Raw genomic sequence first — 14,162 nt, forward strand, 5'->3', positions numbered from 1 at the left:
TGACACAGATTTATTCACAAAAAGGAAAAGGTGTTTTGTTCATTGATCTCTCTGAAAGTAAAAAAGACTAAACCTCGAAAGGTTTGTCTTCAATCTGAAACAATCATTCCTCTTTTTAATGACTATCGTCTTTTTGCCCATAGTAAGCATTCTTACCATGCTTACGGAGATAATGTTTATCTTTGAGTGCTTGCGGCACTTCTTGCACTTCTGGATTGATACTTTCTGTGTATCTCGCCATGCGAGCTGCTTCTTCTAAGACAACTGCATTGTATACAGCTGACTTTTCGTCTTTTCCCCAAGCAAATGGTCCGTGATTGCGGACAGTGACACCAGAAACAGCTAAAGGGTCAAGTCCGCGTTTTTTAAATTCTTCAATGATAACTTTTCCGGTTTCTTTTTCATATTCACCATTGATTTCTTCCGGCGTCAAAGCACGCGCACATGGAATTGCCCCATAGAAGGTATCTGCATGTGTTGTTCCGTAACAAGGAATATCACGGCCGGCCTGTGCCCAAGACACGCCTTCAGTTGAGTGTGTATGGACAATACCGCCAACTTCCGGGAAAGCTTTGTACAATTCGACATGCGTTGGCAAATCTGACGAAGGATTCAAGTCTCCTTCAAGGATATTTCCATCAAGGTCTGTAATGACCATATTTTCCGCCGATAATTTGTCATAAGCAACTCCAGATGGTTTAATGGCAATATAGCCGCCTTCACGATCAACAGCCGAGACGTTGCCCCAAGTAAACTTAACCAGACTATGTTCTGGCAGTTCCATATTAGCTTTGTAGACGCGTTCGCGCAGTTCAGGTACTAACATATTTAACGTAACCCCGCTTTCTCAATTAAAGGATAGAGGAACTCTTGTGCTTCTTTAATAGCTGCACGCGTTTCTTCTACCGTTTCACAATTTTCAGACCACATTTCAATTAAAAATGGGCCATTATAATTTGTTTTCTTCAAAACATCAAACATGGCTTCCCAATCTACACAGCCCTGACCAAATGGCACATCACGAAATTGACCTTTCGAACTTTCTGTAACAGCATAAGTATCTTTTAAGTGAAGGGCTGCGATAGATTTGTGCCCAATGTAGAATTCACTCCAAAGATCATTGCCCCAAGCTGAGACATTTCCTGTATCAGGATAGACAAAGAGGTAAGGAGAGTCAATTTCTTTTTCGACAGCTAGATATTTTTCAATCGAATTGATAAAAGGATCATCCATGATTTCAATTGATAGGATAACTTGCGCTTCTTCAGCCCAAGTACAGGCTTGACGTAAATTTTTAAGGAAGCGTGCACGTGTTTTAGGAGACTTCTCTTCGTAGTAAACATCGTAACCAGCCAGCTGGATGTTACGAATACCAATGTCCTGTGCAAACTCGATACATTTTTCCATCATTTCAAGAGCACGCGCTTCTTTCTTGGGATCGTTGGAACCCAGTGGATAACGGCGATGTCCGCTAAAAGTAATGGTGGGAATCCGCACACCTGTCTCAAAAATAGCTTTAACCAATTCTAGACGTTCTTCCTTGGACCAATCCAAACGTGCCAAACGTTCGTCGCTCTCATCAATGGACAACTCGACAAAATCAAAACCAAGTTCCTTGGCAAAGTTGAGACGTTCCAGCCAAGTAAAGTGTTTAGGCGTTGCCTTTTCATAAATACCAATTGGACGTGCCATAGGCTTTACCCCCAGATTCGTTTGATTTCATCTTTAAATGCACGCGCTGCCCCAGCAGGATTTTCTGCCTCAGTGATCCCACGTCCTGCGATAAAGGTGAAAACATCAACTCCTTTAAAGAGTTTCAAGGTATCAACATTAAGACCGCCAGTTACTGAAACACGAAAACCCATTTCAATGAGTTTTTTAACCTTGTTAAGATCTTTTTCTCCCCAAGTTTCACCTGCAAGCAGAGCATCGCGTGATTGGTGATAGATTGCTTGTGATATACCGGCATCTAACCACTGTTGGGCCTGATCATAGGTCCAATCACCATAGAGTTCAACCTGAATCTCACCTTTATCAGGATTAACGTCTTCAATGGCTTTGCGGGCTGCTTTCATGGTTGGAATAGTAGCTGAACAGATACAGGTCATCCAGTTAGCGCCACGCACAGCATTATTTTTAGCAACTGTACCGCCAGCATCAGCGCACTTTGTATCGGCAACGATGATTTTATCTGGAAAAAGACTGCGTAAGACTTCTACCAATTCGCTGCCAACTTGAAGGAGACAGACGGTTCCCGCTTCAATAACATCTACTTCATTTCCTACAGAAACCGCTGCTGTAATAGCGCCTTTCAAGTTAGAATGGTCCAGTGCAACCTGTAAATTTGGTAATCGTTTTGTCATTTATATCTCCTTCTTTCTATGTACTAACTCATTTCTTCTTATGAATCAAGGTCAAGCCCCTCAAGATAAGGACTGCTTTTAGATTCTTCTACCATAGCAAGCACTTCTTCTGGCGTTTTGCAATTAACAAGGCGTTCAATGGAATGATCTAATTCAAAAAGTGCAATAATTTGCGGAATAGCTACTGATGTATGAATTTTTGAGCTAGTCGCTGCAAGAGCAAGGAGAACTTGCACTTCTTTACCATCTGTAAAGGTAACAGGTTCTGTCAATGTCACTAATGAAAAGGCATCGCGCTGTACGCCTGCTTCAGGACGAGCATGAGGCATAGCCATACCCGGCATTAAGATATAATAAGGTCCATAACTTTCAGTTGACTCAATAATAGCATTATAGTATTCAGGCTTTACTGCACCGCTTTCAATAAGAGGAGCAACAGATAGTTTAACAGCTTCTTTCCAATCTTTTGCTGTTAACCCTAATCGGATTGAATGATTTTCTTTAAAGGCTTGTGCTAAGTTCATTGTATCCTTCCTTTCTTAAAAACTATGGGTGCCTTCAGCAAAATTGAAGACACCCACTACGCTTTTTATTTCAATGCTTCTTCCAATTTTGTCTTAATTTCATTATCATCCATTAAATTATCAAGACCAATTAATTTACCATTCGTACGGCCGTCCAATTCATGAATGAGATGGTTTGAAGCGACAACAATATCGTAATTTGAAGCTAAACCTTTGGCTTCACCAACTGAACATGATGCTGACTCAATATCTGATACACCTAATTGACGTAAAGCATTTTCAACCTTCATTTTAATAACCATTGATGAGCCCATGCCATTTCCGCATGCTGTAAGAACTTTAACCATAATTTTTCCTCCTATAAATGATCGTGCCTATTATAACACAATGATAGGCTAAATTCATATTAGCTGTTTATTCTGCTTGAGCATCTCCGCGATAGTAGGCTTCCTTATCTTTTGCTTTAGCAAATTGAATTTGCGGGATAGCAAGTAAGAAGACTGCCACAATAGCATAACCGATAACTCCTGCATATTTGAAAAGATAAGCAAATGGCACCCATGGAATTTCAAAGTCAATGTTGCCATGATAACCGCCAAATCCTGCCAGACCTAGAAGGGCAACTGCAACTGCACCAAGTGCCACTTGAAGCACACCTGATAAGAATGACAGAACAACTGCTGCTTTCCAACCTCCACGTTTGTCAGCATAAACAGCAATCGCAGCATTATCAAAGAATACTGGAACGAAACCTGTGATAATCAAGACTGGATTCTTAAAGACAATCAATAACACGATTGTAATTAATTGTCCAATAAGTCCAGTTGCAAAACCAAAGAGGACTGCACTAGGTGATCCAAAACCATAGGACGCCGCAACGTCAACTGCTGGGAAAGAACCAGGGAGAAGCTTGTTAGAGATACCTTGGAAGGCATTGGTTAATTCACCGACAAACATCCGTACACCTTGCATCAAGACAAAAAGATAAACAGAGAATGTAAAGGCTGTTTGAACAACGTACATAAAGAAGGCTTGTTTGGTTGGATCAAACAAGGTACCCGTTGTAATCACTTTTGGATTAGACATGATATCCGGACCAAGGATAGCCAAGATAGCACCAAAGAAGACGAGCATCAAGGTTGCTGAGGCAACAACTGTATCATGAAAAATATTTAAGAAAGCTGGCAATTTCAAGTTGTCCAAATTTTCTTCTTTTTTACCAAGTTTTGGAGCAATCTTATCCGTAAACCAAATAGCAAATTGCTGCTGGTGTCCGATAGCAAAACCACCGCCGCCAGTTAAGCGCTGTGTTGGCTCAACAGTCATATTAGAACTAACCGCCCAATAAAGACCACAGATGATCCCTACAGCTAAAGTTCCCCAGAACTGATTGCGAAAAGCTGGAATTAAAAGGATAACCATCAAAGTGACTGTTGCAGCTTGCTGTACCATGATGTGACCTGTAATGAACAAGGTACGAATCTTAGTAATCTTACGAAGGGCAACCAGAAGAATATTGAAAAAGAAGCCAATCAAGAGCGCTGTTGTTGCTGTACCAATAAATCTAGGGAACTCTTGAGCAATCTTTTCATTTGCTGCTGTCAGCCCAAAATATGGGTCAATAACCGCCGCACCAATTTTGAATTTATAATTAAGTGCTGCTAAGATGGGACGGAAGGTTGTCACTAGACCACCAGCACCAACATCCAGAATCATATATCCAACAGTTGCCTTAATGAAACCAGCAAATACATCGTGTAATGGTTTTTTGAGGAGCAAGTATCCAATTAATACTAAGATACCTACAAAAAAGGCCGGTTTTTGCAAAATATTTTGCGAGAACCAAGTTAGAATATTAATAAGAATATTCATATGTTTTCCTCTTTTCTAAAAAGATTTGAAGTTTTTTTATAGTTTTATTATAATTCTTGAAAACGCTAACAACAAGACCAATAATCACACATACAAGTGTTCACAATTGGACTATAATTTTCTGCTTTTTAAATGAGTCGAAATTTAGAAGGCATTCTTAATTTTTATGCCAATTAGATTTTAAACATTAAAAGAAGACTTCTTGGGTTTTAACATAGAAGACAAATTTAAAAATTGACTGTATTTGCAATTATATAGAGACAGCTGGCTAAAATCGTACCAAATGAAAAAGAAGTCACATCAAGCGACTTCTTTTTTATAGCATAAAAATGATTAACTTTACAATCCCCAGACACTTTCCAAAATATTGGTCTGATCACGATCTGGACCAACCGAGAAAGTAGAAATACGAACACCAACCAATTCACTTACACGGCGGACATAATTACGAGCATTTTCAGGAAGATCTTCTAAACTGCGAACCCCTGTGATATTTTCAGACCAGCCCGGCAATTCTTCATAAATAGGTTTACAGCGTTTGAGTTGTTCGAGACTGGCAGGGTAGTGATCAATCCGTTTTCCATCCAAATCATAGGCAACACAGATTTTTACGATATCAAGACCTGAAAGCACATCAATACAGTTAAGAGACAAATTGGTAATGCCTGATACACGACGGCTATGACGCATGACAACTGAGTCAAACCAACCAACTCGGCGCGGACGGCCTGTTGTTGTCCCATATTCATGCCCAACTTCACGAATGCGATCTCCCACTTGGTCAAAAAGTTCTGTGGGGAAAGGACCATCACCTACACGGCTGGTATAGGCTTTGCAGACACCAACAACCTTATTGATTTTACTTGGTCCAACACCAGATCCGATGGTAACGCCACCCGCGACTGGATTTGATGAGGTTACAAATGGATAGGTTCCTTGGTCAATATCAAGCATAACTCCTTGAGCTCCTTCAAAGAGAACCCGTTTTCCTTTATCAAGGGCCTTATTTAGGATAACAGAGGTATCAGTGACATAATCTTTAATCTTTTGACCATAAGCATAGTACTCATCAAAAATAGTGTCAAAGGTTACCGGAGCTGACTCATACATTTTTTCAAAAAGGCGATTTTTTTCTGCCAAATTTGCTTTTAAGCGTTCTGCAAAAATATCCTTATCAAGCAAGTCAGCAATCCGAATACCGACGCGTGCAGCCTTATCCATATAGGCAGGGCCGATTCCTTTATTAGTAGTCCCAATTTTATTATCTCCCTTGGACGCCTCTTGTAATTGGTCAAGTTTAATATGATAAGGCAAAATAATATGGGCACGATCAGAAATACGAAGATTATCTGTTGCAATACCTTCTTGATGAAGATAATCTAATTCTTCAACCAATGATTTGGGATTGACAACCATCCCATTACCAATAACGGAAACCTTTTCAGGAAAGAAAATTCCTGACGGAATTAAATGCAGTTTAAATTTTTTTCCATCAATAACAATGGTATGCCCTGCATTGTCTCCGCCCTGATAACGTGCAATCACTTCCGCATCAGCAGATAAAAAATCGGTAATTTTTCCTTTACCTTCATCTCCCCACTGGGTTCCAACAACAACAACTGAAGTCATAATTCTTGATACTGAGCTGTCAATAAACAGCTCCACATCCTTTCTCAATAGACATGGCAGGAGTTTCACCCGCAAGAATATCTTACTTATAAAGTATATGAAATTTCTGATTATTTTTCAAGAAACGTAGCAAAGAATTGTCAGAAGGAGGAAATTTATTGTACACTATTACTATCTACAATGAAGCGAGGCAGCCTATGCACATCAATCAATTATTACAGCATGCAAATTCTGACTTACCCCTTCTTCAAGCTAATTTTGGTTTAGAAAGAGAAAGTCTCCGTATCAATAAAACAAACCACTGTCTGGCTCAGACACCTCATCCAACAGCACTAGGTTCTCGCCAGTTTCATCCTTATATTCAAACAGATTACAGTGAGTCCCAGATGGAACTAATCACGCCTGTCGCTCAATCCAGCAAGGAAGTCCTTCGTTTTTTAGGGGCTATTACTGATGTCGCAGAACGCAGTATTGACCAGAATCAATACCTTTGGCCTTTATCTATGCCGCCTCAAATCACAGAAGACGAAATTGAAATTGCCCAGTTAGAAGATAACTTTGAATTTTCCTATCGTCAGTATTTAGCTAAAAAATATGGAAAAATCCTGCAATCCATATCTGGCATTCATTATAACATGGAGCTAGGTGCTGATTTAATGAATGAACTTTTTGAACTTAGCGGTTATCAGTCTTTCATTGACTTTAAAAATGACCTTTACTTAAAAGTAGCTCAAAACTTTTTAAATTATCGTTGGTTTTTGACTTATCTTTATGGAGCTAGTCCCATAGCTGAAAAAGGATTTTTAAATGAAGAGCTTAGCCAAGCTGTTCGCTCCATCCGAAACAGTCATTTAGGCTATGTCAATACTGATGATGTCAAAGTTCCTTTTGACAGTCTTGAAAATTATGTGACAAGTATTGAGCGTCATGTCGAAACGGGTGCTTTGTCAGCTGAAAAAGAGTTTTATTCAGCCGTTCGTTTACGTGGCAGCAAGCATAACCGTGACTATCTTACTAAAGGAATCACTTATTTAGAATTTCGCTGTTTTGATCTTAATCCCTTTAACAATCGCGGCATTACGCAAGAAACCATTGACAGTGTCCATCTCTTTATCTTGGCCATGCTCTGGCTTGACACACCAAAAAAGCTGAACCAAGCACTTGATAAGGCTCAAGAGCTTAATGAAAAAATTGCTTTAAGCCATCCTTTGACAAAACTACCAAAAGAAGCACCTGTTGCCCTTATTCTTGAGGCAATGGAAGCCTTAATTAAGCACTTTAAATTACCAAGTTACTATGATGATTTACTAACTGCTATCAAAAAACAAGTTGAAAATCCTAAGTTAACTCTAAGCGGCCGTCTCTTTGAGCATATTAAGCATGCTTCATTGGAGCATTTTGGACAGCAAAAAGGGCAAGATTATCATAACTACGCTTGGCAAGATTATTATGCCCTCAAGGGTTATGAAAACATGGAATTGTCAACACAAATGCTGCTCTTTGATGCTATCCAAAAAGGAGTCCATTTTGAAATTTTAGATGAAAATGATCAATTTCTCAAACTATGGCATAATGACCATATTGAATATGTCAAAAATGGCAACATGACTTCTAAAGATAACTACGTTATCCCCCTAGCCATGGCCAATAAAGTCGTTACCAAGAAAATCTTAAGGGAAAACGGCTACCCTGTCCCAGCAGGAGCTGAATTTGACAATAAAGACGAGGCCCTCCGCTATTATTCCCAAATTAAAAATAAACCTATTGTTATTAAACCTAAGACAACCAATTTCGGACTTGGTATTTCTATTTTTGAAACAGCAGCCAGTCACAATGATTACGAAAAAGCACTTGACATTGCCTTTATTGAAGACTCTTCGGTCCTTGTGGAAGAATTTATAGCAGGAACAGAATACCGTTTCTTCATTCTGGACGGCAAATGCGAGGCCGTTCTCTTACGGGTTGCGGCCAATGTCGTTGGAGATGGCTATAGTACTGTTCGTCAGCTCGCAGCACAAAAAAACAAGGATCCTCTTCGCGGCCGAGACCATCGTTCGCCTCTTGAAATCATTAATTTAGGCGATATTGAAATGCTAATGCTGCAGCAAGAAGGCTATACACCAGATGATATCTTACCTAAAGACAGAAAAGTCAATCTCCGCGGGAATTCCAATGTTTCAACTGGCGGCGATTCGATTGATGTGACAGAAACCATGGATCCTAGCTACAAAAAACTAGCAGCTGATATGGCGACAGCAATGGGAGCTTGGGCCTGCGGTGTTGATTTGATCATTCCAGACACCCACTTAAAAGCAAGCAAGGAAAAGCCAAACTGCACCTGTATTGAACTCAATTTCAATCCTTCTATGTATATGCACACTTACTGTTATCAAGGGCCAGGACAAGTCATTACAGGAAAAATTCTAGCTAAACTCTTTCCTGAAGTTCCCATTCATTTAACTAGCAGCAACCATCATTAAAACAATAAAAAAGTTCCCTTTATGAGGGCGCTTTTTTTCGTCTTATCTTATTGATTATTTAAACAAAATTTTTAATGGCTAGTCACCAAAAACTTTGAACCGGTCTTGATCTGCCATGAATTCTTTCTCACCAGCAGGTACTTCAATTGAACCAAAAGGTATTTGTGCACGCAGTTTCCAGTTAGCTGGTAAATCATATTTTTCAGCAACTTGAGCATCAACAAGCGGATTGTAGTGCTGAACACTCATACCAATATTTTGTTCAGCTAGTGCTAACCAGATAGCATAAAGAGCAATACCGTGTGCTTGTTCAGACCAAGGCTGGAAATTCTCTGCATAAAGCGGAAAGTTTTCTTCCAAATTTTTGACAACAGCTTGATCTTCAAATAGCAGAATGGTTCCAACTCCAGCCGCAAAACTTTCTAACTTCGCTTTTGTCCCCGCAAAGGCTTCTGATGGTGTTACTTTTTCCAATTCGCTGTAAGCTATTTTATTCCAAAAATCTTGAGAATCCTGCCCGAAAAGAATGAGAGCACGGCTGGTTTGCGAATTAAAAGCTGACGGCGCCTGCTTAATGGCGTTTTGAATTAATGCAACTAATTCACCCTTTGATAAATCAACAGTTTTGCCCAAGGCATAAATACTGCGACGTTGTTTTTGTAAATCTAAAAAACTTGACATAAATGATTACCTCCATTGTCATTATGCTAATATAATAACATTACTACTAATTAGTGACAAATATTTTGCTTATTTTATTAAAAATTCTAAAATAAATGAAAGAAACAATAGGTATGATTTCTAAAAGGTTTCATACTCAACAAAAAATGTACTAGGCAAATTATGAGCATGTTTTATCTTCTCATTAACATTTACAAAGAAACAAAAAGCAGATACCATTAGTTTTCGCTAAATGACATATAATGATTTCCTTTATACATTATCTCAAAAGTCAACAATAAACCATTTTATTTATAAGATAAACGCTAGCTTAGTAAAAAAGAGTGGAACGACAAAATCGAAATTGCAATTCATTACAATTACCGATTTTGGTCCACTCTTAATATAAAAATAATTTCTGCTGTCGTAAAAAGAATATTGACAGGTTCCCTAACTACTCAAGAAAATTGTCAAAAGAGTTAGGAATACAAATTCTAAAAGTTACGATGCCACCAAACATTAAAAATAAATTATTATTAAGATTAAAATGGTCTGGTATTAGATATCACTTAAAAACAAGAAAACACGCTGTGACAAATGAATTAATTTAGTTATTTCAAAAATGAGATTTTGTCATTAGTTCAGTTAAAATAGAGCTTTCAGCTCAGCTTTATTTTTCTTTATAGGCTTTTGCCTCTTCTTCTGTTGCTAAGACAAAATGTTCCGGTGTAATTTCTCTCATTTCCCGTTCCTGCCCGTCTAACTCATCAACTGGGTCATAAACTTTATGAATACGTTGGCGTTCTAAAACTGGATCGGGCTCAGGAACAGCTGATAAGAGACTTTGAGTATAAGGATGAATGGGGTGATGGTAAACCTCATCAGATGGTCCAATTTCCACGATTTTTCCCCAATGCATCACACCAATGCGATCCGAAATATACTTAACCATTGATAAATCATGAGCAATGAACAGGTACGTTAGTCCCTGTTCATGCTGCAGTTTTTGCATGAGATTAACGACCTGAGCTTGGATAGAGACATCCAAAGCAGAGATGGGCTCATCAGCAATAATGAATTTAGGCTCAACCGCCAAAGCACGAGCAATCCCAATCCGTTGACGCTGACCGCCTGAAAATTCATGCGGATAACGTGTTAAATGATCCTTATTTAACCCAACCAGATCCAGTAAATCCTGAACTTTTGCGTCACGGTCTGCCTTATTTTTGACCAATTTATGAACATCAAGTCCTTCAGCAATAATATCCCTAACTTTCATGCGACTATTCAAGCTGGCTTGAGGATCTTGGAAAATCATTTGCGCTTTCTTACGAAAATGAAATAATGATTTCCCCTTTAGTTTTGAAATCGTTTCGCCTTCGAAATCAATTTCTCCTTTATCAATATTGTAAAGTTTTAAAATAGCACGGCCAATTGTCGTCTTACCTGAACCAGATTCCCCAACAAGTCCAAAAACTTCTCCTTCATAGATATCAAAGCTGACATTATCTATTGCTTTTACTTGGTTGGCTTTTCCTTTATTGAATGTCAAAGAAACATTTTTGACTTCGACTAGCTTTTTTCGATTTTCAGTCATCATGCTTTTCTCCCTGTAAATTCTTCCATTTTTTCCAACGCTGTAAAATTCTTTCCGGCGGAGTAATCTTAGGAGCGCGATCATCTAACAGCCAAGTGGCAGCATAATGTGAATCACTGACTTTAAAAAATGGCGGCTCCTCCTCAAGATCAATATCAAGAGCGAATTCATTTCTTGGAGCAAAAGCATCCCCTTGAGGGGGCTGCAACAAGTCAGGCGGTGTTCCGGGAATTGAATGCAAACTGCCTGAAGCCGTATGAGTTGTAGGCATCGAATTGAGCAGCCCCCAAGTATAGGGATGCTGTGGGTTGTAAAAAACTTCATCTACTGTACCATATTCCACAATCTTGCCTGCATACATAACAGCAACACGGTCCGCCATACCTGCAACGACACCCAAATCATGAGTAATAAAGATAATGGAAGAGTCAGTATTCTTTTGAATTTCTTCCATTAAATGAAGAATTTGTGCTTGAATGGTAACATCAAGAGCCGTCGTTGGTTCATCTGCAATAAGAATTTCAGGATTAGTCGCCAAAGCAATGGCTATAACAGCGCGTTGGCGCATGCCGCCTGACCACTGATGAGGATAATCGTTGATGTGCTCTTGCGCATTAGGAATACCAACCTTTTCCATCATATCAAGAGCCCGCTTAAGAGCCTCATTTTTAGTAACTTTTTCATGTTTGATAATGGGTTCAGCAATTTGAAGGCCAATACGCATGGTTGGATCCAAACTTGTCATAGGATCTTGGAAAATCATGGAAATATCATTTCCGCGAATATGAACCCAATCTTCTTCCTTCAAATCATTTAGATTACGTCCTTTAAACTCAATATCTCCGAAAATCTCAGCATTCTTTGCTGACAGGCCCATTAAAGTTCGTGTGGTCACCGACTTCCCAGAACCAGATTCGCCAACAATAGCCAGCGTTTCTCCTTTTTCTAAATAAAAACTAACATCGCGAATAGCTTTTACTTCACCTGCATAGGTATGAAAATTGACATGGAGGTTATTGACTTGTAAAATTTTTTCCTTACTCATATTTTCCTCCTAGTCTTGTCCTGATTTTGGATCAAATGCATCACGTAAACCATCTCCAAGTAAAATAAACGCTAAGGAAATAAAGACCAAAGCAAGAGCCGGCAAGATGATTTGATAAGGGTAATATTGTAAATTTTCTTGAGCATCAGAAATAAGAGAGCCCAAAGAAGACGTTGGTGGTTTCACTCCTAAATTGATAGCCGAAAGAATAGCTTCATACATAATGGCAGAAGGAATTGTCATCATAATTTGCACAATAATAACACCAGAAATATTGGGTAAAATATGTTTGAAAGCAATTTTAGGACTGCTTTCACCTAAAGTTCTGGCAGCTAAAACAAAATCCCTTTCCTTATATGATAAGGTCATGTTTCGAACCTGCCTTGCCATTGAAGTCCAACCCGTTAAAGCAATGGACAAGATAATGGCAACAATCCCATTCCCTAATAAAAGCCCTAACATGGTTACGATAATTAGATTTGGAACAGAAGAAATAATCTCAATAATCCGCTGCATAATGGTATCAACAGCACCGCCAACATAACCAGAGGTCAGACCATAAACAACTCCGATAAGTAAGTCAATGCAGGTAGCAGCGACTGCTACTAAAAGCGAAATACGAACACCAACAATAATCCGTTTGCCTAGACTACGTCCTAAACTATCTGTTCCCAAAAGGAATGTTTTCCCCTTTGGAACGGCTTGATCTTCATAGACATTGGATGCCTTGCTAGAGCCCGGCATCTGAAAAACACCATTCCAACCCGGAATACCAAGACCGCTATTAGGCGGTAAATTACTATAAGTTGATACCTTGTCCGAATCAAAACTATTAGCATCTTTTTGTGATACAAACAAAGGAGAGACCAAAGAAAAAGCGATTAATACGGTTAAAAACCAAAGTGAAACAACTGCTAACTTATTTTTCTTTAACCGTCGCCAAGCATCTTGTAAGAAAGATAGAGCCGGCTTTTCAATTTTTTCTTGCGCTTTGGTGCTTCCTGCTCCAATGAGCACAAACTTTCTATTTTTATCTGCCATGTCACTCTCCTTACTGCAAACGAACGCGCGGATCAACAATGCTGGTAATGATATCTGTCAATAAGATCATACTCATCAACATAACAGCATAAACAATTGTCGTTCCCATAATAACAGGATAGTCATTGGAAGGGATGGAATTCACAAATTGTTCCCCGATACCCGGAATAGAAAAAATTCTCTCAATCAACACAGAACCTGTTAAAAGATTAGCAGCCATAGGACCCACTAAGGTCAAAACAGGAATCATTGAATTGCGATAGGCATGGTGATTGGCAACCTGACGTTCTGTCAAACCTTTAGCACGCGCCAGTTGAATGTAATCCGAGTTCAAAGCTTCAATCATCTCACTTCTAACAAAACGCGTTGTTACAGCAAAAGGATTAAATGACAGTGCCAGAGTTGGCAGAATAGTCTGAGCGAAAGAGCCCCAACCAGATACAGGTAAGAATTGCAGACGATAGCCAAATGTATTGAGCAAGAAAACGGCCAAAATGAAAGAAGGAACAGAATAACCAAGTGTTGAAATGACACTTAGGAGGCCATCTATTTTATCATTTTGATGGCGCGCAGAAAGAGCACCTACAATCAAACCCATTCCAACACCTAAGACAAGTGCTTGTAAACCAAGCTGGGCAGAAATACCTAGCCTTTGAACAATAAGTGTCGTTACAGATTGATTGGTATATTGAAAACTAGTTCCTAAGTCACCTGTGAAGACATTTTTCAGATAGAGCAAATATTGTTGCCATTGAGGTTTATCTAGACCATATTGAACGTTCAAAGCGGCAATAGCATCCGGACTTAATTTGGGATTGTTAAAGGGAGTTCCTTTCATCGCTTTCATGAGAAAGAAAGTAATAGTGACAACTATAAATAAGGTCAGCAAAAGAATTCCCAAACGTTTAAGAATATATTTGAGCATAATGATTCCTTTTCTTTGTTTTTATC

General features: G+C 39.0%; 13 protein-coding genes. 1 reads left to right on the forward strand and 12 read right to left on the reverse strand.

Going from position 1 to position 14,162, the window contains the following annotated elements:
* Positions 1 to 115: 115 nt before the first annotated feature.
* From SRT_RS09000 to SRT_RS09030, 7 genes are all read right to left on the reverse strand, one after another.
* The gene (locus SRT_RS09000; protein ID WP_128833845.1) at positions 116 to 826 is read right to left on the reverse strand and encodes an L-ribulose-5-phosphate 4-epimerase; all 711 of its coding nucleotides are present in this window, start codon (positions 824 to 826) and stop codon (positions 116 to 118) included.
* Positions 827 to 828: 2 nt separating this feature from the next.
* The gene (locus SRT_RS09005; protein ID WP_128833846.1) at positions 829 to 1,692 is read right to left on the reverse strand and encodes an L-ribulose-5-phosphate 3-epimerase; all 864 of its coding nucleotides are present in this window, start codon (positions 1,690 to 1,692) and stop codon (positions 829 to 831) included.
* Positions 1,693 to 1,697: 5 nt separating this feature from the next.
* On the reverse strand, positions 1,698 to 2,363 hold the full coding sequence (locus SRT_RS09010; protein WP_128833847.1) for a 3-keto-L-gulonate-6-phosphate decarboxylase UlaD: 666 nt from the start codon (positions 2,361 to 2,363) through the stop codon (positions 1,698 to 1,700).
* Positions 2,364 to 2,401: 38 nt separating this feature from the next.
* On the reverse strand, positions 2,402 to 2,887 hold the full coding sequence (locus SRT_RS09015; protein ID WP_128833848.1) for a PTS sugar transporter subunit IIA: 486 nt from the start codon (positions 2,885 to 2,887) through the stop codon (positions 2,402 to 2,404).
* 65 nt (positions 2,888 to 2,952) lie between these two features.
* The gene (locus SRT_RS09020; RefSeq protein ID WP_002262726.1) at positions 2,953 to 3,234 is read right to left on the reverse strand and encodes a PTS sugar transporter subunit IIB; all 282 of its coding nucleotides are present in this window, start codon (positions 3,232 to 3,234) and stop codon (positions 2,953 to 2,955) included.
* Between the two features lie 67 nt (positions 3,235 to 3,301).
* Complete coding sequence (gene ulaA / locus SRT_RS09025) at positions 3,302 to 4,759, reverse strand: PTS ascorbate transporter subunit IIC (protein WP_128833849.1); 1,458 nt, start codon at positions 4,757 to 4,759, stop codon at positions 3,302 to 3,304.
* Positions 4,760 to 5,098: 339 nt separating this feature from the next.
* Positions 5,099 to 6,388: an adenylosuccinate synthase gene (locus tag SRT_RS09030; protein WP_128833850.1), complete on the reverse strand. Its 1,290-nt coding sequence runs from the start codon at positions 6,386 to 6,388 to the stop codon at positions 5,099 to 5,101.
* A gap of 158 nt (positions 6,389 to 6,546) precedes the next feature.
* On the opposite strand from SRT_RS09030, the gene gshAB reads away from it, so the two are divergent.
* The gene (gshAB, locus tag SRT_RS09035; RefSeq protein WP_193432418.1) at positions 6,547 to 8,868 is read left to right on the forward strand and encodes a bifunctional glutamate--cysteine ligase GshA/glutathione synthetase GshB; all 2,322 of its coding nucleotides are present in this window, start codon (positions 6,547 to 6,549) and stop codon (positions 8,866 to 8,868) included.
* Positions 8,869 to 8,946: 78 nt separating this feature from the next.
* On the opposite strand, the gene SRT_RS09040 is transcribed toward gshAB, so the two are convergent.
* The 5 genes from SRT_RS09040 to SRT_RS09060 all read right to left on the reverse strand — a co-directional run bounded on the left by SRT_RS09040 (position 8,947) and on the right by SRT_RS09060 (position 14,136).
* The gene (locus SRT_RS09040) at positions 8,947 to 9,549 is read right to left on the reverse strand and encodes a nitroreductase family protein (RefSeq protein ID WP_128833851.1); all 603 of its coding nucleotides are present in this window, start codon (positions 9,547 to 9,549) and stop codon (positions 8,947 to 8,949) included.
* 649 nt (positions 9,550 to 10,198) lie between these two features.
* A complete protein-coding gene (locus SRT_RS09045; RefSeq protein WP_128834071.1) occupies positions 10,199 to 11,125 on the reverse strand; it encodes an ABC transporter ATP-binding protein in 927 nt (308 codons plus the stop codon).
* Positions 11,118 to 12,170, reverse strand: a complete 1,053-nt coding sequence (locus tag SRT_RS09050; RefSeq protein WP_128833852.1) for an ABC transporter ATP-binding protein — start codon at positions 12,168 to 12,170, stop codon at positions 11,118 to 11,120. The genes SRT_RS09045 and SRT_RS09050 overlap by 8 nt, the downstream gene beginning before the upstream one ends.
* A 9-nt stretch (positions 12,171 to 12,179) precedes the next feature.
* Entirely contained in the window at positions 12,180 to 13,211 is a 1,032-nt protein-coding gene (locus tag SRT_RS09055; RefSeq protein ID WP_128833853.1) for an ABC transporter permease, read from the reverse strand.
* A 10-nt stretch (positions 13,212 to 13,221) separates the two neighbouring features.
* Positions 13,222 to 14,136 carry an ABC transporter permease gene (locus tag SRT_RS09060; protein WP_128833854.1) on the reverse strand — a complete coding sequence of 305 codons (915 nt, stop codon included), beginning with the start codon at positions 14,134 to 14,136 and terminating at the stop codon, positions 13,222 to 13,224.
* Positions 14,137 to 14,162 lie beyond the last annotated feature (26 nt).

Source organism: Streptococcus troglodytae (genome assembly GCF_002355215.1).
Lineage (GTDB): Bacteria > Bacillota > Bacilli > Lactobacillales > Streptococcaceae > Streptococcus > Streptococcus troglodytae.